Raw genomic sequence first — 19,979 nt, forward strand, 5'->3', positions numbered from 1 at the left:
GAGCCGGGAGGGCGGCCCGGTGACCGGCGCGGATCTGCTGCTGCTCGCCCTCGGCGCGGTGGCGGTCGGTGCTGGTGTGCTGGTGGTGACCACGAAACACCTGGTGCGGGCCGGGCTCTACCTGGTGGTCTGCCTGGGCGTGCTGGCCGGCGACTATCTCGTGCTCGGCGCCGAGCTGGTGGCCTGGGTGCAGGTGCTGATCTACGTGGGCGCGGTGGTGGTGCTGCTGCTGTTCGCGGTGATGCTGACCCGGGCGCCGATCGGCGCCTCGGACGACCTGGACCGGCCCGGCTGGCCGGCCGCGCTGATCGGTGGCGGCGCCGGGCTGGGGCTGACCGTCCTGCTGGTCCACGCGTACCGGTGGAGCACGGTCGCGCTGCCCGGCGCGGGCACCGCGGAGCGGCTGGGGGAGCAGATCTTCCGGTCGTGGGTGCTGCCGTTCGAGGTGCTCTCCGTGCTGCTGCTGTCGGCGCTGGTGGGCGCGGTGGTGCTGTCCCGGCCGGACATCGGCCGGCCCGGCCCGGCGGCGGACGGCGTGGCGAGCCAGGACGTGGTGGACGCGGACTCCGGGGGGCGCCGGTGAGGCCGGTCATCCCGTACGTCACCGCCGCGTTGCTGTTCGGCCTCGGCGTCTACGGCGTGCTGCGCCGGCGCAACGCGGTGCTGGTGCTGATGGCGGTGGAGCTGATGCTCAACGCGGTGAACCTGATCCTGGTCACCGCGGACACCACCGCCCGCTCCGTGCTGCCGCACTCCGGTCAGGTCTTCGCGCTCTTCGTCATCGTCCTCGCCGCCGCCGAGATCGGGGTCGGGCTGGCGATCGTCCTCCAGCTCTACCGGCTGCGCGCCAGCGTGGCGGTGGACGAGGTGCCGCTGACCGAGCCCGCCGGGTCGCCGCAGACGGCCGGTGCGCCGGAGCCGGCCGCCGTCGGCACCACCGGCCGGGACGCGGAGGCGGGCCGGTGACCGGGGTGCTGGGCGCGCTGCTGCCCGCCGTACCGTTGGCCGCCGGGCTGCTCGGCCTGCTGCTGCCGCCGGCTCCGCGCCACCCCGCCACCGGCGCGTCCGGCGGTGACCGGGCCCGGCGCGTGGCCGTCGCGTTCGGGGGGACCGGCGCGGCTGGCGCACTGGCGCTGGCCGTCGCGCTGCTGGTCACGGTCGATCGGCCCGAGGAGACGTCGACCACCTGGGTCGACCTCGGTGGGCTGACGGTGACCCTCGGCGTCCGGCTGGACGGCGCCGCCGCGCTGGTCGCGGTGGCGGTCACGGCGGTCGCCCTGGCCGTGCAGATCTACTCGATCGGCTACCTGCGACGCGGCCCGCACGACGACGTCGACGTCGACCACCGCTACCCGCCGTACGCCGCGCAGATCAGTCTCTTCACCGCCGCGATGCTGCTGGTGGTGGTCTCCGGCGACCTGATCATGCTGCTGGTCGGCTGGGAGGTGATGGGCCTCTGCTCGTACCTGCTCATCGCCCATGACCGTCGGCTGCCCGGTGCGCCCGCCGCCGCGATGAAGGCGTTCCTGGTGACCCGGGTCGGTGACGTCGGGTTCCTGCTCGGCATCGCGCTGCTCGGCGTGTCGACGGGCAGCTTCCGGATCGCCGACGTGCTCGCCCACGACCACTCCACCGCGACCCTGACCGCCGCCGGTCTGCTGCTGCTGGCCGGGGTGGCCGGCAAGAGCGCGCAGTTCCCGTTGCACACCTGGCTGCCCGACGCGATGGCCGGCCCGACGCCGATCTCCGCGCTGATCCATGCCGCGACGATGGTCGCCGCCGGGGTGTACGCGGTGACCCGCCTCTATCCGCTGTTCACGGCCGCGCCGGTGACGCTGACCGTGCTCGGGGTGATCGGGTCGATCACCCTGCTGCTCGGCGCGCTCGCCGCCACCGCGCAGGACGACATCAAGCGTGTGCTGGCCTGGTCGACCGTGTCCCAACTGGGCTACATGACCGGGGCGCTGGCGGTCGGCTCGCCGTCGGCGGCGCTGTTCCACCTGTTGACCCACGCCGCGTTCAAGGCGCTGCTGTTCCTGGCCGCCGGTGCGGTGATCCACGCGGTGGGCAGCACGCTCATGTCGGAGATGGGTGGGCTGCGCCGCAGCATGCCGGTGACCTTCTGGTGCACGGTGGTGGGCCTGGGCGCGCTGGCCGGCGTGCCGCCGCTGGCCGGCTTCTGGAGCAAGGACGGCGTGCTGACGGTCGCCGAGGCGGCCGCGCGGGAGGGCACCGGCCCGGCGCCGTCCTGGGTGGGCTGGCTGGTCTGGCTGGCCGGGCTGGCCGGCGTCGCGATCACCGCCTGGTACGCGGGCCGGCTGCTGCTGCGGGCCTTCTTCGGCGCCCCCCGGCTGCCGCTGGTCCGGCCGCACGACCCGCCGGCGGTGCTGCGCTGGCCGGTGCTGCTCCTGGCCGTGCCCGCCGCGCTGCTCGGCCTGGCCGGCTTCGTCGGGGCGTTCGCCGACCGGCTGCGGTTCGCCACCGTGCCGGTGGCGGGCGCGGAGGACGCCCTGGTCCACCTCGGGCCGGGGCTGCTGCTGCCGCTCGTGCTGCTGCTGGTCGGCGCGGGGCTGGTGCTGCTGGGCTGGCGCCGGGATCCGGCCGCCGACCCGGCGGCCGCGCTGGGTCCGCTGCGGTCGGTCTTCGCCCGAGCGTTCCGGCTCGACGACGTCCAGCACGCCCTGGTGGTACGCCCGGTCCGGGCGCTGGCCCGGGCCGCGCGCACCGGCGACGAGGTGGTCGTGGACGGTGCGGTCGAGGGCAGCGGTCGGGCGGCGTCCGGCCTGGGCGCCGGGCTCGCCGCGCTGCACCGGGCGGCACTGCCGCGGGCCGCCGCCGGGGTGCTGGCCGGCGCGCTGTTGATCGGGCTGGCCGCCGCGCTGATCGGAGGGTCCCGATGAGTTTCGGGCAGGTGCTGCTGATCGCCGTCCTGGCGCTGCCGGCGCTCGGGGCGGTCGCGGTGGCGGCGACACCACGGGACCGGGCGGCCCGGCTGGTCGGCACGGTCGTGGCGGCGCTGACCCTGCTGGCCGCGGTGTCGCTGGTGCTCGGGGGCCGGAACTGGGTCGCCTGGTCGGCCGGGGCACCGTCGGTGCGGCCCTGGCACCAGCTGGACCTGCCCTGGGTGCCCGGCCTGGATCTGCGCTTTCACCTCGGCGTCGACGGCATCTCCTGGCCGCTGGTGGTGCTGACCGCGCTGCTCACGCTGCTCTGCTGCGCGTACACACTGTGGCGGGTGCCGACCGGCGGCAGTGGCCGGGCGCTGGTCGCGCTGCTGCTGGTGGTCGAGGTGGGCATCCTGGGCACCTTCCTCGCCCTCGATCTGGTGCTGTTCTTCCTCTTCTTCGAGGTCGTCCTGCTGCCGATGTACGCGATCATCGCCGGCTGGGGCGGCGCGGACCGGCGTCGGGCGGCTCGGAAGTTCGCGCTCTACACCCTGCTCGGCTCGGTGCTGCTGCTGGTCGGCGTGTACGTCGTGGTCGCCGCCGCGGGCACCGCCGACGTGGTGGCGCTGACCGGTGGCGGCGGGTTGTCCCGGGGCACCCAACTCGCCGCGTTCACCCTGCTCGCGCTCGCTTTCGCGGTGAAGAGCCCGCTCTGGCCGTTGCACTCCTGGCTGCCCGACGCGCACACCCAGGCGCCCACGGTGGGCAGTGTCGTGCTGGCCGGGGTGCTGCTCAAGATGGGCACCTACGGCCTGATCCGGGTGGCGGTCGGGGTGGCGCCGGAGGGTGCCCGCTGGGCGGCGCCGGTGCTCGGCGTGCTGGCCGTCGCCGCGATCCTGATCGGTTCGCTGGTCTGCCTGGCGCAGGACGAGGTCAAGCGGCTGATCGCGTACTCCAGCGTCGGGCACATGGGCTTCGTGCTGCTGGGTGTCGCCACGCTGACCACCACCGGCATCCAGGCGGCGCTGATCGGCAACGTCGCGCACGGCGTGATCACCGGCCTGCTGTTCTTCCTGGCTGGCGCGGTGAAGGACCGTACCGGCACGGGCAGCCTGTCCGAGCTGTCCGGGCTGCGGGAGACCGCGCCCCGGCTGGCCGGTCTGCTCGCGTTCGCGGCTGTCGCGTCGCTCGGTCTGCCCGGGCTGGCCGGCTTCTGGGGGGAGGCGTTCGCGGTGATCGCGGCGATTCAGGTGGGCGGCCCGCTCTGGACCACCCTCGGGGTGCTGGCCGCGCTCGGCGGCGCACTGACCGCCGCGTACTTCCTGCGGCTGCTGCGCCGCGTCACCCATGGCCGACCGAGCAGCGCCGTCGGCCGGGTCGGTCCCGGCCTGGCGGGGGCGGAGCTGACCGCGTGGGCGCCGCTGGTGCTGCTCGCGCTGGCCATCGGGCTGGCCCCGGCGCTGGTCCTCGGTGTCGCCGAGGCCCCGGTCGATGCCCTGGTGGGGGTGGTCTTCCCGTGAGCGCGAGGAGTGCGCCGGTTCTGCCCCCGCGGTGGCGAACAGAGGCGGTCCGATGAACGTGGTGCAGAGCGTGGACAGCGTGGCGCTGCTGCCGGCCTACCTGGCCGCCGGTACCGCCGTGCTCGTGCTGGTCACCGACCTGCTGCTGGCCCGGCCGCGGGCCACGGTCGTGGTGGCCGCGCTCGGCGCGCTCGGCACCGCCGTCGGTGCGGCCCTGGTCGGTGCGGGTGGGGAGCGGCGGACGTTCTGCGTCGGCCCCGACTGCTCCTGGATCTTCGGCGGCCGGGCCGCCCTGGTCGGCGCGGTGGTGGCGCTGCTCACCCTGGGCGTGCTCGCGTTGTCCGTGCCGGCGCTGCGGGCCGGGCGGTCACCGGTGGGGGAGTACTGCTTCCTGCTCGCCTGCTCGATGACCGGCGGCGTGGTGCTCGGCGCGGCCGGTGACCTGATCACCCTGATCGTCGCCCTGGAGACGCTGACCCTGCCGCTGTACGTGCTGGTCGGCCTGCGCCGGGGGAGCCTGGCCAGCGCCGAGGCGGCGGTCACCTTCTTCGTGGTCAGCGTGGTGGCCACCACGCTGACCCTGCTCGGCGCGGCGCTGCTGTACGCGGTGACCGGCGGGCTGCACCTGGACCGGCTCGGCACGCTGCTCGCCGAACGGCCGGAGCTGCGGGACCTGCCGCTGACCACCGCCGCGGTGGCGTTGCTGGTGCTGGGGCTGGCCTTCAAGGTGGCGGCGGTGCCGTTCCACGCCTGGGCGCCGGCCACCTACGACGGCGCGCCGCTGCCGGTGGCCGCGTACCTGTCCACGGCGTCGAAGCTCGGCGGCGTGGTGGCGCTGCTCGCCGTGGTGCAGCGGGCGCTGCCGGCCGACCAGACCGGCCCGGTGCTGGCCCTGCTCGCGGTGCTCACCATGACCGTCGGCAACCTGGTCGCCCTGCGCCAGCGGCGCACCGTCCGGCTGCTGGCCTGGTCCTCGGTCGCGCAGGCCGGGTACATCCTCGCCCCGCTGGGCGCGTTGGCGCTGGCCGCCGGTCGTACCGGCGAGGCACGGGACGCCGCGTACGCCGCCGCGGTGGCGTACACCGTCTTCTTCGTGGTCCTGGAGCTGGCCGCGTTCGCCGGGGTGACCGCGTTGCGCCCGGCGGGTGCGGACGGCGGCACGCTGGACGACCTGCGCGGTGCGGCCCGCCGGCACCCGTGGCGGGGTGCGGCGCTCGGTCTCGCGCTGGTCGGCCTGGCCGGTCTGCCGCCCGGGCTGGCCGGGCTGTTCGCGAAGGTGACCGTGGTCCGGGCACTGCTGGACGGCGGCGCCGCCTGGCTGGCGCTGGTGGTGGCGGTGAACGCGGTGATCGGGCTGGCCTACTACCTGCGCGTCACCGCATCGCTCTGGGCGCCGGCGACGACGCCGGCACCGGCTTCGGCGCTCTCGGGTGGCGCGGTGGCCGTACCGCTGGTGGCTGTGGTGGCCGTGGTGCTGGCGGTGGCCACGGTGGCTGCCGTGGTGCTCGGTGTCGCTCCGCAACTGGTGCTCGACCTGGCCGGCCGCTGACCCGCCAGGCCCGCTCCGACGGCCCGGCAGGCGGATCTCAGCCAACTCTCAGCGTTGAGACGGATGGTTGGCGGGTACCGGGTTGTTACACCGGTCAGCGGATCCCGGCGATCCGTGCACCGAAGGAGTGATCGTGCACCACAACCGTCTGAAGACCGCCGCGCTGCTCGGCCTGCTCACCGCCCTGATCCTGGCGGTCGGCTACGGGTTCGGCGGCAGTGGCGGCCTGGTCATCGCCGTCCTCGTGTCTCTGGTCATGAACGGCATTTCCTACTTCTACTCCGACAAGCTCGCGCTGCGCTCGATGCGGGCGCAACCGGTCAGTGAGGCCGAGTTCCCCGAGCTGTACCGGATGGTGCGGGAACTGACTGCCGAGGCCCGGCAGCCGATGCCGCGGCTCTACCTCAGCCCGACCGCGCAGCCCAACGCGTTCGCCACGGGTCGTAACCCGCAGCACGCGGCGGTCTGCGTGACCCAGGGCATCACCGAGATCCTCGACTACCGCGAGCTGCGCGGTGTGATCGGGCACGAGCTGTCACACGTCTACAACCGGGACATCCTGATCTCCAGCGTGGCGGCCGGGCTGGCCGGCATCATCACCTTCCTGGCGAACATCGCCTTCTTCATCCCGCTGGGCGGTGGCGACGACGAGGACAGGCCGAACCCGGCCGTGCTGCTGCTGACCCTGATCCTGGGGCCGATCGCGGCCACCGTCATCCAGTTGGCGATCAGCCGGAGCCGCGAGTTCCAGGCGGACGCCTCGGGCGCCGAGTTGAGTCGTGACCCACTGGCGCTCGCGAGCGCGCTTCGCAAGATCGACGCGGTGGCACGACGCCGGCCGTTGCCGGCACAGGGCCAGCTCACCAGCACCGCGCACCTCATGATCGCCAACCCGTTCCGGGGCGGCGCCGTGGCCGCGCTCTTCTCCACCCACCCCAAGATGGAGGACCGGGTCGCCCGGCTGGAGCAGATGGCCGCCAACGCGGGGCCTGTGCAGTTCCAGCGCTGACCCGCTGATTCACCGCCTCCGCCCGCACCCGTACCGGGTGCGGGCGGAGTGCTGTGTCGGCCGCGATATCCGGTACCTCAGGCCCACCGCGGGCGTTAGGGTCGTAACGGGCTCACGCTCATTACATCCTCGGGAGGTTCACGGTGGCCGCACTGCGCCAGTACCTGGGTGTCTGGCGGATTCCTGGCGCGCCGATGCTGCTGGTCACCGGCATCATCGGGCGGCTCGGGATCGGCATGACCCCGCTGGCGTTGCTGCTGGTGGTCGAGCAGGTGACCGGGCGGTACGCGCTCGCCGCCGTGGCCGGCGGGATCTACGCCATCGCCGGTGCGGCGCTCAGCCCGGTGGCCGGCCGGATCGCCGACCGGGTCGGCCCGAGCCCGGTTCTGCTGGTCACCGCCCTGGCCCACCCGATGGCGCTGATCGGGCTGCTGATGGCCAGCCGGTCGGGCGACGACGCCCTTCCCGCCATCTACCTGGCCGCCGGTGTCGCCGGAGCGACCTACCCGCCGCTCACCGCCGCGATCCGTGGCGCGTGGAACGACCTGACCGGCCCCGGCTCCAACCGGTACCACCTGCGCAACACCGCGCTGGCCGCGGAGACCTCGCTGTTCGAGATCGTCTTCGTGCTCGGCCCGCTGCTCGTCGCCGGCTTCGTGCTGTTCGCCGACGCCGCGGCCGCGCTGATCGGGGCGGCCGTGGTCACCCTGGTCGGCACCGCCGCCGTGGCCCTCGGCCGGGTGATGCGCGACTGGCGCCCGCACCCGCGCGAACACCACGCCCGAGGGCTCGGCCCGCTGCGGGTCGGCGGCTTTCCGGCCCTGCTGGTCTGCGTGGCCAGCCTCGGCGTCGCGTTCGGCGCCGCCGGCGTGATCGTCCCGGCGTACGCCGGCAACTACACCGCCGACGACCCGGAGAGCCTGGCCGGGATCCTGCTGGCGGTCTGGGGGATCGGCAGCGCGGCCGGCGGGTTCTGGTTCGGTGTTCGCCGGCCGTCACCGAACATGACCCGGCAGTTCGCCATGCTGCTCGCCGCGCTCGCCGGCACCTTCGTGGTGTTCGCGGCGATGCCCACGCCGCTGGCGCTGGGCATCGCGCTGGTCGTCGGCGGTGCCACCATCGCGCCCGCGCTGACCCTGGAGAACACCCTGGTCGGCCGGATCGCGCCGACCAGCATGCTGAACGAGGCGTACACCTGGGTGGTCACCATGTCGGTGGCGGCGAGCGCCGCCGGCGGCGCCGTGGCCGGCCTCATCGTGGACCACGTCGGCGGTGTGCCGTGGGCGTTCCTCTTCGCCGGTGCGGCGGTCGCCGTCGGGGCCGCGGTCGCCGCGCTGCCCGGCGGGCCGATCGCCCGCGCGGAAGCCTCGTCGGTACGCACCGACGAACCCGTCGCCGCCTGACCCGCCTCGGGTCGTCCGTGCCTCCGTCCGGTCAGGTGTGATCGAACGGCAGCGGGCAGCAGGAGCTGCCGGCGCAGGCGACCAGGTCGTCGCAGCCCGCCGAGATCGCTGCCCGCAGGGAGTCCCGGACGGCCGTGAGGTCGGCCAGCCGCCGTTCCACCTCGGCCAGCTTCGCGGTGGCCTGAGCCGGCAGTCCGCCGGTGCTCGGGCGCCGATGGCGCCGGCCGGCGTGGAGCAGGTCGGCGACCTCGCCGAGGGTGAAGCCGAGACGCTGTGCGGTCTTGATCACCCGCAGCCGGGTGACCGACTCCGCCGGGTACAGCCGATGCCCGCCGGGCGAGCGCCGTGGCGCGACCAGCAGGCCGCGACGTTCGTAGTAGCGCAGCGTCTGCGGGTTCACCCCGGCCGCCCCGGCCAGTTGACCGCTGCGCAACCACGACCCACCCGACCCGGATGTGCCGACGGGCCGCACCCGCTCCGCGAGGCCGTCGAGGACGCCGACGTGCGAGGCTGGCACCCGTACGTCGAGCGTCACCGCGTCCGCGCCGGTCCGGGTGATGTCGAAGGTGAAGAACGAGCAGCACGCCGCTTCGCGGGCGGTCAGGTCCCGGGCGGTGCGCTCGGCCTCCGCGGTGCCGACCAGGTGCAGCCGCAGGAGCTGCGCGGACGGCCGGTCGAGCCGTCGGACGACATCGGCGAAGAACCGGTCGAACTCGGCGAGGCGGACGGGTTGCTCGGCGGTGGGCAGGCGGCAGGCGTCGGGAACCCACGTATCGTCCGTCGTGGGGTGTCGGTCGCTCACCACTCGACGGTAAGCCCGTACCCGGGTACCGGATGCAAGCCCGCACTCTTCCGGCTCCAGGCGGTCCAGCGGACCGACCGGTGGAAGGAGACCCATGGCAAAGCTGCTGTACTCCGCGACGGCGTCGCTCGACGGCTACATCGCCGGCCCGGGCGGTGACATGTCCTGGCTGACCGAGCACCTCGTCGGCGAGAACCCGACGGCGGAACACCTCTTGGCCAACGTCGGCGCGATCCTGGCTGGCAACAGCACCTTCGGCGGCGACGACCCGAACCGCGGCACCGACAGCGAGGGGGCCTTCGGCGGTCAGTACCACGGACCGGTGGTCGTGCTCACCCACCGGCCGCCGGCCGAGCCAGCCACGGGCGTCACGTTCGTCGGCGACCTGCACAGCGCCGTCGCGCAGGCCAAGGAGGCTGCCGGGGACAGGTACGTGAACGTCCTCGGCGCGAACGTCGCCAAACAGTGCATCCAGGCCGGGCTGCTCGACGAGATCCTGATGTTCTTCGCCCCGGTGCTGCTCGGTGACGGGGTCCGCATGTTCGACCACCCCGGAGGAACCAGGGTGCGGTTGGCGCCGATTCCAGGCGAGGCCGCGCACTGGTACCGCGTCATCTACTGAGCCGTGTGGCGTCGCTGGAAGGAAACGGCTGCGCTCGTCCCGCCCTGGGTCAGGCCCCCGGAGGCGCGGCAACCGCCAGCGTTCCTACCGGTAGTTGGTGAACTGGAGAGACGCCGCCCACTAGCAGCCGAAACAGGGCCATGATCGCCGCTAGGCCGTCGCCAGGCCGTCCGGAGTCGATCCGAACACCTTGTCCACTGCCCGGCGGGTGCGATCGGACGGTGGAGATCGGCTGGACTTGGATTACCCCGAGCCATTGGGGCACCGGAGCGAATACCGAAGCCAAGTTCATGCTGATGCGCCACGCCTTCGAGGAGCACTCTGCGGGGCGAGTGGCGATCAAGACTGATCTCGGCAACGAGCGGTCGCAGCGCGCAATCGCCAAGCTAGGGGCAGTCCGCGAAGGCGTCTGGCGGAACCACCGACTGCTCAGCACCGGCAAGTATCGGGACAGCGTCTTCTACAGCGTGATCGACTCCGAATGGCCTCAGGTGCGGGACCGCCTCAGCGCCGCCCGCTGAAATCTCCAGCCCGAGCGGCAACGCCGAGCGGCCGGCTGCCGGCGATGTCCGGCTCAATTTGATCCCCGAAATAACAGCGCCACATGATGCGTGACCACCCCGACTGGAACGAAGCTTGGTCAGATTGCCGCTCTTCGTGGGCTCGACGGGCCTGGATACGTAGTCATTTCGCCGCGGCGGTTGGCTGCCAGCCGATCCGTTCATAGCTGACCAGGGCGATCAAGATGATGGTGACTAGAGCGAGGGCGGCGAGGGCGGGAAGGTGGCGGGCGACGGGCAGCAGCGCGAGGATGGTGCCGGCCACGGCGATCGGGGCGGGTGGGGTGTGCCGGACGGTGAGTCGAAGGAACAGTGCCCGACCGATGAGGTAGAGGGCCGGGCCGCCGAACAGGGCTGTGGTCGAAGTCCAGCCCAGCGGGGCTCCAGCGGGCTGCTGGAGTGGGTGGTGGGTCATGTGGGCGAGGACCACTTCGATGCCGATGGCCAGGTAGATGATCCCGGCGATGAGCAGGAAGTGAACCAAGCTGTAGGCGATGCTGCCGGTCCTCGTCCGGTCCTGAATGGGGATCCGCGCCAGGGCTTGTCCGGCAGGTGCGGCGGCGTTTTCGAAGTACAGCCACCACAGGGCCAGCGCCATGATCAGGGCGAGCAGCGCAGCGATCAGAACCGGCCAACGGGCGCCCGCCGATCCGGCCCCGACGCCCACCGAGATCAGCGACTCGCCCAGAGCAATGATCACTATCAGGCCGTGCCGCTCGGCGAAATGGCTGGGGCTGGGCAAGGAAGCACGTCCGACAATCACCGCGATGAGCAGGCCGCCGATGCAGTCGATGACGAACGCCGCGGCCCACAACAGCGTCTGCGCGGCGCCACCGACCACCGCGCCGAACAGCAGCGCAGCAACGCTAACCAAGACCGGGATGACCCGCAAGCGCAGCGAAGCGCGTAGCCGCGCGTTACCAGCGGATATGTACCAGGTGAGGGCCAGATACACCACCCGGACGACGATGTAGACGAGGACCAGAGTCATGGGCGCGGCCAAGGACTGGGTGCCGTTGCGCCACGCCTCGGGGAGGACCAGGGCGGCCACGAACATCGCGGCCATCACAACGGAGTTTCCGGCGCGGACCAGGCCCACGTCGGCGCGGACCTGGTTGGTCAACCAAGCGTAGTTGGTGAACTGCCACCACAGCAGCAGCAGGAGCACAAGGCTATGCACCAGCGCGACTGGCGTCGGCGCCTGTGCCGTGAACGTCGCCACCCGGATGAAGGCGAACGCGAACACCAGGTCGAAGAACACCTCGAACGGCGTGCTCCGATGGGTTTCCTCGGTCGGCACCGGCGGCCTGGCCCGGAAGATGTGCCTCATGGGCCTATCTTGTTCGCCCAACGTCCGGCAGATCCGGATTCAACACTTACCCGGCAGCCGCAGCTGGCCATCACGGATGACTTCGTGTGACATCTGCCAACCCGTCCAGGCCCTCATCCCGGTACCAGCGTGCCTAGCCAGCATGGTCAACTCGACCAGCACTCGGCGGAGGGTCACCCATCAACTGAAGCCAACCTGTCACAGATCAGGCGGAGTACGACAGCCGGCTGCCGGCGATGTTGTGCAAAGTTTCTGTACGTCTTCAAGGCGGCCCTGAACGGGCCGCACGCGCCGCCGCCAGGGCGCGTGGCCTGCACTCCGCTGCCGCTCCGCTCCGGCCACGCAGAACGCCCGGCGGCTGGCGCGGAGGGCGGGAAGCCCGGGGGGCCGCCGTAGACGGTAGCGCCGAGTGTGGTCGCGGTTTCTGGGCCGGCAGCCGGCCGGGGCGCGGCGGTCGTCGTACCGCCGCGCCGTAGGGCGAGTCACCGCCGGCCGTGGTGGGGATGCGGCGCGGAGGATGCGGGGCCGCCCCTCCGACCTCAAGGGTGCTTCGCATCGCTGCGCGACGGCCCTGCGGGCAGCCCTTGACCCCGGAGCCTCTGCGACCCCTCGGGCCGGCGTTGCCGGCAGGCGGGGGCCTGCCCGTGATGCTCGCGCCGCATCCCCACCACGGCCTCGCCGAGCCGACCCTGCCGCCACCGGCCCGAGCGTCCGTCAATGCCGGCTTGACCCCGGCGGGTCGGGTACCAGGCGCTCCGCGAAGGGCGGGTTGGCAGCAGACAGGACGACACGAGTCGAGAGGAGGCCGCCGGGTTTGGCCCAATGTGCCGGACGCACCGATGAGAGCAGCGAGATGTACTTACCCGAGCAGCTCGTCGGAGCGGAACGGCCGCTGGTCGGTAGAACGAGGCCACTCAGATATGAACAAGCCGCACCTGGCAATTGCCGTCAGCATAAAGAAAGACGTTACGGCGATCGATGCTGCCAGAAGATAGGGGGCGTTATCTGGCAAGAAGAATAGCCTGACGTTGGCGTAGATGAGGAAGGCAATCGCCCCGACTATCACTACGGTGGCGTGGGTGAGAGCGATCGAGTAGTTCATTCTGTCGAGCCATTTGGTATTCAAGGTAAAGTCAAGTGACCCGGACGACGACCATGTATCACCTGACGTCGCCACGTTGAGCAGCTCTTTATCGCTTAGAGAAGGAAAGCGGTGACCTATTATCCAGTCCAACGCATCCTGCAAGGCTATCGCCTCAACAAAGTGCATGGAAATGCGGTCGAAGATGTACGCTGCGACAAGGGGAATGAGCATTGTTGCTACGAACAGGGACTCTACTTTGACTCCTAGCAACGAAAACTCTGCGACCATGCCTCGCGCAAGTAGTTCAAAGACGCATGCCGCCAGCAGCAATGCAAGACTGTTTCTTCCAACCTGCTTCTCGTGGCTATTTTTGTTCGCCTGTATCGTTACCAGGAAATGAAGGAGGGCTTCCTCGCTCATTTCCTCCTTGGAAAAGGCCGCCTGGAATCGTTGCGGCAACGGCGACAGTGGACGATTGCTGCGCTTAGTGTTTGGTTCTACTGCCACTGGGTCGCCCTTCTCATCTCTCGGCCTGAGCAAGATCTATGCCCTAATCTGTGGCTTCGACCCTCGCTGGTAACCAACGATAGGGGTTGCGGTCAACGAGGTGAGTACGCCATGTCCTCTGCATCTCGCCTAAGGAGAGTCGCCATGATTGAAGATCATCGGGCACAGATCCGGCACACTCGATAGCCAGAACCCATGCGAGACGTTGAGATTTGCCAAGGGTTGCAAGCCAGGTCAGAGCACCGTTACGTCCGTCTTGGCCGGCTTCTCCGTCACGCCTCGGGTTAGGGGTTCCAGTCCCCTCCCTCCACGCTTCTTGACCAGGGCAATCGTGGACGGTAGGCGAGGAGGTAACCATGACGATCCCGGTAGGATGCCTGCATGTCCCGGCCAATGATCTTCGATCTCTTCCATACCCTGATCCAGGGTGCCGACGAGGAGCGCGACCGGGTAGTCGGCGAGATGGCGGTCATGGTCGGGGTGGCTCCGGCCGAGCTGGTGGCCGCGTACCACGCCACCTGGCGGAACCGGCTAGTCCAGTGGGACGTGGAGGAGACCGTCCGCATCCTCGCCGGACGCCTCGGCGGCACACCAACTAACAAACAGGTGACACGGGCCGGTGAGCATCGGCGAGCCCTCGGGCGCCGGGTGCTGGACGGTGTCTCGACCGCCACCCTGGACGTGCTCGACGCGCTACGCGATGACGGGCATCCGCTGGCCCTCATCAGCAACGCCACTTCGGACACTGCCGAGGCATGGCCGCAGAGTCCGCTCGCCCACCGATTCGACACCGCGGTCTTCTCCTGCGATGTCGGGCTATCCAAGCCAGACCCGGCGATCTACCACCTCGCTGCTGAGCGCCTGGGCGTTGGGCCGACGGAGTGCATCTTTATTGGCGACGGCGCAGACGGTGAGCTGGCCGGGGCGGCAGCGGTCGGTATGACCGTCTTCCGGACCACGGAACACAACGACACCGACCCCAGCTGGGGCGGGCCGGCTTTCGCTACCCTGGGCGACCTGCCCGCCATACTTCGAAAGCCGTTCAAGGAAATTGAGCCGTCCGGGGCACACACGGGGCACAAGACAGCGTGAAACGTCGGCAACCAGCGACGAATGACGTGAGCCAAAGACGGGGCGTGACCAGGTTCCGCCTGGATCACCGCAGGTCATGGGACGCCGGCCCTGAGTTCCGCTTCAACATCTGACACGCGTTCTAGGTGACCAAGACGGAGGGTCAAGCTCCGCTAGGAGGAGAGCGGCGGAGCTTGACACCCGTAGGTGCATCAGGAGGGCAAGGGACCTACTGTGAGGGGGGGCCGGTGGGAGGGCGGCTTGTGTGCCGCCTGCCGTCAATGCGAAGCCACCTGCCGCAATCCCGATGATGTTGGCCGCGTCTTGCAACAAGGTGCGAAAAGCCACGTAACGTTCGGAGTTGACGAAACGCGCAAAACGCGACGTTGGACCTTGCTGCACCGCTGCGTCTTCCACTGCCACCGTAGCGAGACAGGCCCGCCCAAGGGCTTCTTCGACGCCACCCCTGCCATAGATTCGAATGTTGCGCAGTCGGTCTGCTACGCGACTGAGGTGTTGCACCATGAAGGCTCGCGAGTCAGCGTCGAGGTCGTCGGCTGCGGTGACCTCCGAGATCATGTCTTCGACTCGGGCAAGCAAGCGCTCCACCGCTACCCGTTCGATAGGGGCTTCAGCCTGGCGCGCGCTCAGGAGGTCACCGAGCATGCCTAGAGCGTCAAGCGCCTCCCCGGTAATGATGCTCTCCGGCCTCCATGCGCCGTGACCAGCAACGTCGAAGACGATGACCGGACGCGCCCAGGCGAGGTAGTTGCGCTCATACCGCCCCCGGATGGCGGACGGCAACGCCTCGACGTGGCTCTTGATGTCGGGCAGCAGGCTGGCGACCGCAGCCATCGTCATGACCAGGTCATGGTCGTTGTCGGTTCCCAAGGTCTTGGCCCATGCACTTCTGAATGGACCGCTTGGATTGGCCTTAAGTACCTCTGCCAGCAGATCGTGATACCGGCTCGCCGGGTTATCTGGAATCAACGTAGGGATCCTCACGCCACGCATTGCCGAACGAAGGGTGCTCAGGCCGTCGCCAGGCCGTCAAGCGCTGGACAACCACGACCAACGACGACCTCTGGGGACGACGTTTGCCCAGGTAACTGGGCGTGTCTCAGCTGCCAACCTGGAAGGGTGGCTGTGCCTTACCTGTAGTTGGTGAACTGGAGCGCGACGCCGAAGTCCTCGCCCTTGAGCAGCGAGATGACCGCCTGGAGGTCGTCCCTCTTCTTGCCGGTGACCCGGAGCTGGTCGCCCTGGATCTGGGCCTGGACGCCCTTGGGGCCCTCGTCGCGGATCTTCTTGCTGATCGCCTTGGCCTTGTCCGTCTCGATGCCCTGGATCACCTTGCAGTCGATCTTGAAGACCTTGCCGGACGGGCGCGGGTCGCCGGCGTCCAGCGACTTGAGCGAGATGTTCCGCTTGACCAGCTTCTCCTTGAACACGTCCAGCGCGGCGCGTACCCGCTCCTCGGTCTCCGCCTGGAGGCCGATCGCCTCCTCACCCGACCAGGAGATCTCCGCGCCGGTGCCGCGGAAGTCGAACCGCGTCGAGAGCTCCTTCTCCGCCTGCCGGAGGGCGTTGTCGACCTCCTGGCGGTCGACCTTGCTCACGATGTCGAAAGACGGGTTCGCTGGCATGCTTCTGCTCCTGCTGTCCGGCGGTCTGGGCCCTGCCGTCGGCCGCCGACCGGCGGCACGACCCCCTGACCGTACCCGGTTGCGCCGGTGCCGGGGTGAGCCGCTATCCTTGCTTCCGCCGCCGCGTTGCGACGCGGTGGGGTGCCCTGGCGGGTTGCCCGAGCGGCCAATGGGAGCGGACTGTAAATCCGTCGCGAAAGCTTCAGAGGTTCGAATCCTCTACCCGCCACCAGGGAACGACGAGGCCTCTGACCTGCGGAAACGTGGTTCAGGGGCCTTCGTCGCTTCCGGCTGTTGTTGACCGCCGTTGCCCCTGATCGACTGCCTGATCGGGCACGTAAGGGGCACGCATGCGAGGAGTTTGCTGTGGCGGAAACCCTGAGTGGCGATCCGGTGAGCCAGCCTGAGGGGACGCTGGCTGAGGTGGCTTGGGCGTCGGAGGCCATGAGGGCGGGGTTCGTCGCGCAGATGACCCCGGCGTTGACGACGCTGGCTGAGGCGGCTCGGGCGTCGGAGGCCATGAGGGCGGGGTTCGTCGCGCAGATGACCCCGGCGTTGACGACGCTGGCTGAGGCGGCTCGGGCGTCGGAGGCCATGAGTGCCGGGTTCGCGGGGCAGATGATCCCTGCTCTGAAGACCTTGGCCCAGGCACACCGGCTCAGCCTGAAGCAGGTCGACTCCGGGGTCTGGGAGCACCTTGCAGCCAGTGCCAATCTTTTCGCCTCCGTTGGCATCGCTGACGTCCTCCGAGAGGAGGTTTCCGGCCTTGTCGAACATCCCGCTGCGTGGCTGGATGAGACCGAGGCAGCTGCAAAGGCTGGTGACGAACGGGCCGGAGATGCTCTCGTCCTGGTCCGCTACCTCTTCGGGTGCTTCCTACTTCTGGCCCAGCGTCTGAACCCCTCGGCCAGGGCCATCGAGAGGGTTGGCGCGTTGGTCGCACTCTCTGTCCTGATGACCGTCGTGGTGGGGACGACGCACGCCAATAGCCCGAAGACCTTGGAGAAGTGGGACACCTTGCTCGGTACACCCCTCGGCATCCTCGGGGTTTACTTGGCCATCTCCGGCTCGGGCGGCAAACGACTGCGGAGACAGAAGCCCAGCCTGAACAGGCGGGGTAGCAGTAAGCCTCGGACGAGATTGCTTAGGCGGTACCGCCACCGGTAGCTGGCGGATCTCCTCGTCGGGCAGTTGTAGACCTTCCAGCCTCCCCGGACGGGGACAAGGTGGAGCGCCCTACTGGACGAACGACCTTGGCCCCGTCCGGGGAGGCTGGTAGCCCTTGTGGTGCCCGACGAGGGGATCCGCGCCTGATCTCTGAGGAGGGCCGGGGTTCGGGGCGGAGCCCTGAGGTCTTCAAGGTCCTGTCGTTCGTCAACGTGGCCGGCTGGCCCGGCCGATGCCGGCCGGAGATCGCCAGCAGGCCGGGGCCGGGCCGGCGCGGCCCGCTTGCGGGCCGCCTTGATTCATAAGAGGCCAATTCGGCAGTCTCCGCCATCCAGCACCGCCATCCGGCACGGGCATCAGCTGTTCAGGCGGTCGCCACGGCTGCGCGCTCGGCTGTTGCTGCTCGCAGGGGTCTATGCCGAACGGGAGGCAGCTAATAGAGTCTCCCTACGGCGCGTAGTGGAAAGGGTGGCGATGAGTGATGCTCCCGGGGAGAACTTGCCCGAGCCATGGTTTGCGGAGAGGCCGTGTGTGGTCCTGCTTTACCGCATCAACCGCCGGCCTCTCCCGGAGCCATCACTATTCGCGCATCAGCCCGAGTTGTTCATGGATCATCTTGTTGAAGTCCTGCAGTTCGGGGTCCCGGAGGTAACGGGACGTCGCAACAAGAGAGAGTGGAGGCTCGGCAATCGGGAGATTACTTCCGATGGGGACGCATTGTTCGGTCAGATCGGTTGGGTTCGTACCGACTACCGGGCCGCCGATCATTACAACCAGACCGAGATGCGTTGGGAAGACATCGTGGAAGGTCGGGACGTGTCAGCCCGGGCACCCTTCGCAATTGATGGGGGGGGAGTCGAATCCTGGGTGTCTTGCAGCATCCTTCTTTCGCTCCGACAACGGTTGCTAAGGTCTTCGAAAATCTTCTTCGCAGAGGTGAAGAAGCACGAGAGGCCGCATCCACAGAGTGGTCCGTCGAACCCATTCTCGATGAGCAGGACTTTCTGAGTTGGCTTCGGTCAGTGGACTCGGTCCAGAAGATTATGATGGTAGCCAAGCTGCCGAACCCAGACGCGTTGCCTGAGTTCGAGCCAGTGTGGGATCGGATGCAGCAGCGAAAGGCTCGCCTTCTGAAGGAGATCATGGAGGCGGCCAACGCTGACATCGGCCTCCAGGAGCTGGAGGAGGACGCCCAGGTCCGCGCTTTCCTTGCAATGGGAGCCAATGCCTTCGGCTACGTCGTGGCGGATGGTCGGCGAGGGCGACATGACACTCGGTACGACCAGCGCGAGAGATCGGCCCACGAGCGGACAGACGAGCTACCATCGAACTGGGTGCAAGTCCTAGGAATCATGCTCAGCATGATTCGGGATTGGCGGCGGCGATGACCTTCGGACGTGGAGAATTTGGGTTCTGGCGGAACGTCGCACGGACATCCGTCGGCCAGTTGGTTGGCTTGGAAGGGTTGCTCGCCGTGATCCTCGGCTGCACCGGTGGCATTCTTCTTATCCACACGGCCTCCTTAGAGGCCCGCGTCGGCACGGCCGGCGACATTCTCACTCTCGGGTCTGCGCTCGTTGGCGTTGTTTTCGCCGGGTTTGCCTTGGTGATAGCGCTGCTCTCAGATCGTTACCTTCTCCTCCTAGAGAAATCACCAAGCGGCACCAAGGCGTTCCTTGCGCCATTTATGATCAACATCGGAGTGCAGGTATTCGTCGTCATCCTCTCCGTCGCCTACCGTGCCGCTGCGAAATCGGTGCCTCCACCTGTTGAGAAGGTCGCGTTCGTTGCCCTCTGCGTCTTGTTCATCTACGCGGCGCTAAACATTGTGGCCCTTGCTCGGAGCGTCTTGGCGCACGGCGCTACTCGGGCGGAGCAAGCGACGATCGATGAGCTTCAGCGAATCGTAGATGCTCGGCGGCGAGCTGAAGGTATGCCCGAATCTGGCGGACGAAGCATAAGGTAACTGCAGGTCCCACTGTTGTCGGATCACACGTCCGGCTCGATGGGGAACAGCGTGAGCAGTGCCTCTGCCCGTGCCCGGATGATCCGTTCCCGCTCGGCGCGTTGGCGTGCGTCCGTGTGGGTGTCCTGACCGGTGATCTGTCCGGGCCACTTGCGGTAGAGAAGGCCGGGTTCGGCGATGAAGTAGCCGCAGCTGGTGATGCTGAGTGCGAAGAGTAGGCCGGTGTCCTCGGAGGTGGGCAGCGCCATCCAGCCGCCCAGCGCAAGAAGGAGCTGCCGACGGGCACACAGCGTGGCGGGGTGTACAGGAAGCCAGTGGTGTTGGCGCCAATGCTGGTAGACGGTGCCGCGTTCGATTGGGCCGCCGGCTGGGTCGCTGTGTTCCCAACCGATGGTGGACCCGTCCGGCATGAGGTCGAGTACGCGTGCGGTCGTCCAGTCCACGTCGTGGTGCTCGTCAAGGATGCGGATGTCTCGTGCGAGTGCACCCTCGGTGAGTTGGTCGTCAGCGTCGAGCACCTTGACGAGTTCGCCCTCAGCGCGACCGAGCGCGAGCGTCCGAGCTACGCCGGGTCCGCCGTGCCGGCCCATGCCGTAGCTGATCCGCTCGTCGTCTGGCAGAAAGTTCTCATGGCGTCCTGGTCGCCGCCCGCCGGCTGGGTCACTCCAACGCCAGCGTCACGACTCGCCACTACGCCCGAGCTGTCGACGGCCGGGATGCCCTGTCTGTCAGGGTGAGTTGAGGCCAGCGGTTCTTAGCAAGTCCGCCGGACAGGGCGAGTTCAGGATCGGGAAGTGTTGACTACTGCTGTTGACATGGTGGTGGCCCAGGATGGGGTCATGAGTCGCAAGAAGGGTC

Annotated in this window: 19 protein-coding genes and 1 tRNA gene; 14 read left to right on the forward strand and 6 right to left on the reverse strand. The window is 69.1% G+C overall.

Going from position 1 to position 19,979, the window contains the following annotated elements; all coding sequences use genetic code 11:
- Positions 1 to 19: 19 nt before the first annotated feature.
- The 7 genes from KBX63_RS31245 to KBX63_RS31275 all read left to right on the forward strand — a co-directional run bounded on the left by KBX63_RS31245 (position 20) and on the right by KBX63_RS31275 (position 8,366).
- On the forward strand, positions 20 to 583 hold the full coding sequence (locus KBX63_RS31245; protein ID WP_210917480.1) for an NADH-quinone oxidoreductase subunit J: 564 nt from the start codon (positions 20 to 22) through the stop codon (positions 581 to 583).
- A complete protein-coding gene (gene nuoK, locus KBX63_RS31250; protein ID WP_307871902.1) occupies positions 580 to 966 on the forward strand; it encodes an NADH-quinone oxidoreductase subunit NuoK in 387 nt (128 codons plus the stop codon). The genes KBX63_RS31245 and nuoK overlap by 4 nt, the downstream gene beginning before the upstream one ends.
- The gene (locus KBX63_RS31255) at positions 963 to 2,900 is read left to right on the forward strand and encodes an NADH-quinone oxidoreductase subunit L (RefSeq protein ID WP_210917482.1); all 1,938 of its coding nucleotides are present in this window, start codon (positions 963 to 965) and stop codon (positions 2,898 to 2,900) included. The genes nuoK and KBX63_RS31255 overlap by 4 nt, the downstream gene beginning before the upstream one ends.
- Entirely contained in the window at positions 2,897 to 4,405 is a 1,509-nt protein-coding gene (locus KBX63_RS31260) for a NuoM family protein (RefSeq protein WP_210917484.1), read from the forward strand. Before KBX63_RS31255 ends, KBX63_RS31260 begins: the two co-directional genes overlap by 4 nt.
- Positions 4,406 to 4,457: 52 nt before the next feature.
- Positions 4,458 to 5,954 (forward strand): NADH-quinone oxidoreductase subunit N, encoded by a 1,497-nt coding sequence (locus KBX63_RS31265; RefSeq protein ID WP_210917486.1) that lies wholly within the window; start codon positions 4,458 to 4,460, stop codon positions 5,952 to 5,954.
- A gap of 133 nt (positions 5,955 to 6,087) precedes the next feature.
- Positions 6,088 to 6,963, forward strand: coding sequence for a zinc metalloprotease HtpX (gene htpX / locus KBX63_RS31270; protein WP_210917487.1), 876 nt, complete (start codon positions 6,088 to 6,090; stop codon positions 6,961 to 6,963).
- 143 nt (positions 6,964 to 7,106) lie between these two features.
- A complete protein-coding gene (locus tag KBX63_RS31275) occupies positions 7,107 to 8,366 on the forward strand; it encodes an MFS transporter (protein WP_210917488.1) in 1,260 nt (419 codons plus the stop codon).
- 31 nt (positions 8,367 to 8,397) lie between these two features.
- On the opposite strand, the gene KBX63_RS35715 is transcribed toward KBX63_RS31275, so the two are convergent.
- Positions 8,398 to 9,168, reverse strand: a complete 771-nt coding sequence (locus KBX63_RS35715; RefSeq protein ID WP_307871903.1) for a MerR family transcriptional regulator — start codon at positions 9,166 to 9,168, stop codon at positions 8,398 to 8,400.
- 94 nt (positions 9,169 to 9,262) lie between these two features.
- On the opposite strand from KBX63_RS35715, the gene KBX63_RS31290 reads away from it, so the two are divergent.
- Both KBX63_RS31290 and KBX63_RS31295 read left to right on the forward strand, forming a co-directional pair.
- Positions 9,263 to 9,790 (forward strand): dihydrofolate reductase family protein, encoded by a 528-nt coding sequence (locus tag KBX63_RS31290; protein ID WP_210917489.1) that lies wholly within the window; start codon positions 9,263 to 9,265, stop codon positions 9,788 to 9,790.
- A gap of 221 nt (positions 9,791 to 10,011) precedes the next feature.
- Entirely contained in the window at positions 10,012 to 10,311 is a 300-nt protein-coding gene (locus tag KBX63_RS31295; RefSeq protein ID WP_307871904.1) for a GNAT family protein, read from the forward strand.
- Positions 10,312 to 10,474: 163 nt separating this feature from the next.
- On the opposite strand, the gene KBX63_RS31300 is transcribed toward KBX63_RS31295, so the two are convergent.
- Positions 10,475 to 11,650 carry a low temperature requirement protein A gene (locus KBX63_RS31300; protein WP_210917490.1) on the reverse strand — a complete coding sequence of 392 codons (1,176 nt, stop codon included), beginning with the start codon at positions 11,648 to 11,650 and terminating at the stop codon, positions 10,475 to 10,477.
- 889 nt (positions 11,651 to 12,539) lie between these two features.
- On the reverse strand, positions 12,540 to 13,184 hold the full coding sequence (locus tag KBX63_RS31305) for a hypothetical protein (RefSeq protein ID WP_210917492.1): 645 nt from the start codon (positions 13,182 to 13,184) through the stop codon (positions 12,540 to 12,542).
- Between the two features lie 468 nt (positions 13,185 to 13,652).
- On the opposite strand from KBX63_RS31305, the gene KBX63_RS31310 reads away from it, so the two are divergent.
- Positions 13,653 to 14,363, forward strand: a complete 711-nt coding sequence (locus KBX63_RS31310; RefSeq protein ID WP_210917493.1) for an HAD family hydrolase — start codon at positions 13,653 to 13,655, stop codon at positions 14,361 to 14,363.
- A 102-nt stretch (positions 14,364 to 14,465) separates the two neighbouring features.
- Here the strand turns inward: KBX63_RS31310 and KBX63_RS31315 are convergent, their stop codons facing one another.
- Positions 14,466 to 15,332 carry a hypothetical protein gene (locus tag KBX63_RS31315; RefSeq protein ID WP_210917494.1) on the reverse strand — a complete coding sequence of 289 codons (867 nt, stop codon included), beginning with the start codon at positions 15,330 to 15,332 and terminating at the stop codon, positions 14,466 to 14,468.
- Between the two features lie 161 nt (positions 15,333 to 15,493).
- Entirely contained in the window at positions 15,494 to 15,988 is a 495-nt protein-coding gene (locus KBX63_RS31320) for a YajQ family cyclic di-GMP-binding protein (protein WP_074314642.1), read from the reverse strand.
- Between the two features lie 148 nt (positions 15,989 to 16,136).
- Here KBX63_RS31320 and KBX63_RS31325 point away from each other — a divergent pair.
- The 4 genes from KBX63_RS31325 (at position 16,137) to KBX63_RS31340 (ending at position 19,121) form a co-directional block, all read left to right on the forward strand.
- Positions 16,137 to 16,220: transfer RNA gene (locus tag KBX63_RS31325), tRNA-Tyr, on the forward strand.
- 134 nt (positions 16,221 to 16,354) lie between these two features.
- Entirely contained in the window at positions 16,355 to 17,155 is an 801-nt protein-coding gene (locus tag KBX63_RS31330) for a hypothetical protein (protein ID WP_210917495.1), read from the forward strand.
- A 1,046-nt stretch (positions 17,156 to 18,201) separates the two neighbouring features.
- Positions 18,202 to 18,543 (forward strand): hypothetical protein, encoded by a 342-nt coding sequence (locus KBX63_RS31335; RefSeq protein WP_210917496.1) that lies wholly within the window; start codon positions 18,202 to 18,204, stop codon positions 18,541 to 18,543.
- Entirely contained in the window at positions 18,540 to 19,121 is a 582-nt protein-coding gene (locus KBX63_RS31340) for a hypothetical protein (RefSeq protein WP_210917498.1), read from the forward strand. The genes KBX63_RS31335 and KBX63_RS31340 overlap by 4 nt, the downstream gene beginning before the upstream one ends.
- A 23-nt stretch (positions 19,122 to 19,144) precedes the next feature.
- Here KBX63_RS31340 and KBX63_RS31345 read toward each other — a convergent pair whose 3' ends face one another.
- Positions 19,145 to 19,741, reverse strand: coding sequence for a glycosyltransferase family 2 protein (locus KBX63_RS31345; RefSeq protein ID WP_374102288.1), 597 nt, complete (start codon positions 19,739 to 19,741; stop codon positions 19,145 to 19,147).
- Positions 19,742 to 19,979 lie beyond the last annotated feature (238 nt).

Origin of the sequence: Micromonospora sp. U21 (assembly GCF_018070045.1) — a bacterium.
GTDB lineage: Bacteria > Actinomycetota > Actinomycetes > Mycobacteriales > Micromonosporaceae > Micromonospora.

Coding starts and splice junctions, on each gene's coding strand:
- KBX63_RS31260 (WP_210917484.1), top strand. CDS start 2,897: ATGAGTTTCGGGCAGGTGCTGCTGATCGCCGTCCTGGCGCTGCCGGCG.
- KBX63_RS31265 (WP_210917486.1), top strand. CDS start 4,458: ATGAACGTGGTGCAGAGCGTGGACAGCGTGGCGCTGCTGCCGGCCTAC.
- KBX63_RS31290 (WP_210917489.1), top strand. CDS start 9,263: ATGGCAAAGCTGCTGTACTCCGCGACGGCGTCGCTCGACGGCTACATC.
- KBX63_RS31305 (WP_210917492.1), bottom strand. CDS start 13,184: ATGAGCGAGGAAGCCCTCCTTCATTTCCTGGTAACGATACAGGCGAAC.
- KBX63_RS31310 (WP_210917493.1), top strand. CDS start 13,653: ATGTCCCGGCCAATGATCTTCGATCTCTTCCATACCCTGATCCAGGGT.
- KBX63_RS31320 (WP_074314642.1), bottom strand. CDS start 15,988: ATGCCAGCGAACCCGTCTTTCGACATCGTGAGCAAGGTCGACCGCCAG.
- KBX63_RS31335 (WP_210917496.1), top strand. CDS start 18,202: ATGGTAGCCAAGCTGCCGAACCCAGACGCGTTGCCTGAGTTCGAGCCA.
- KBX63_RS31340 (WP_210917498.1), top strand. CDS start 18,540: ATGACCTTCGGACGTGGAGAATTTGGGTTCTGGCGGAACGTCGCACGG.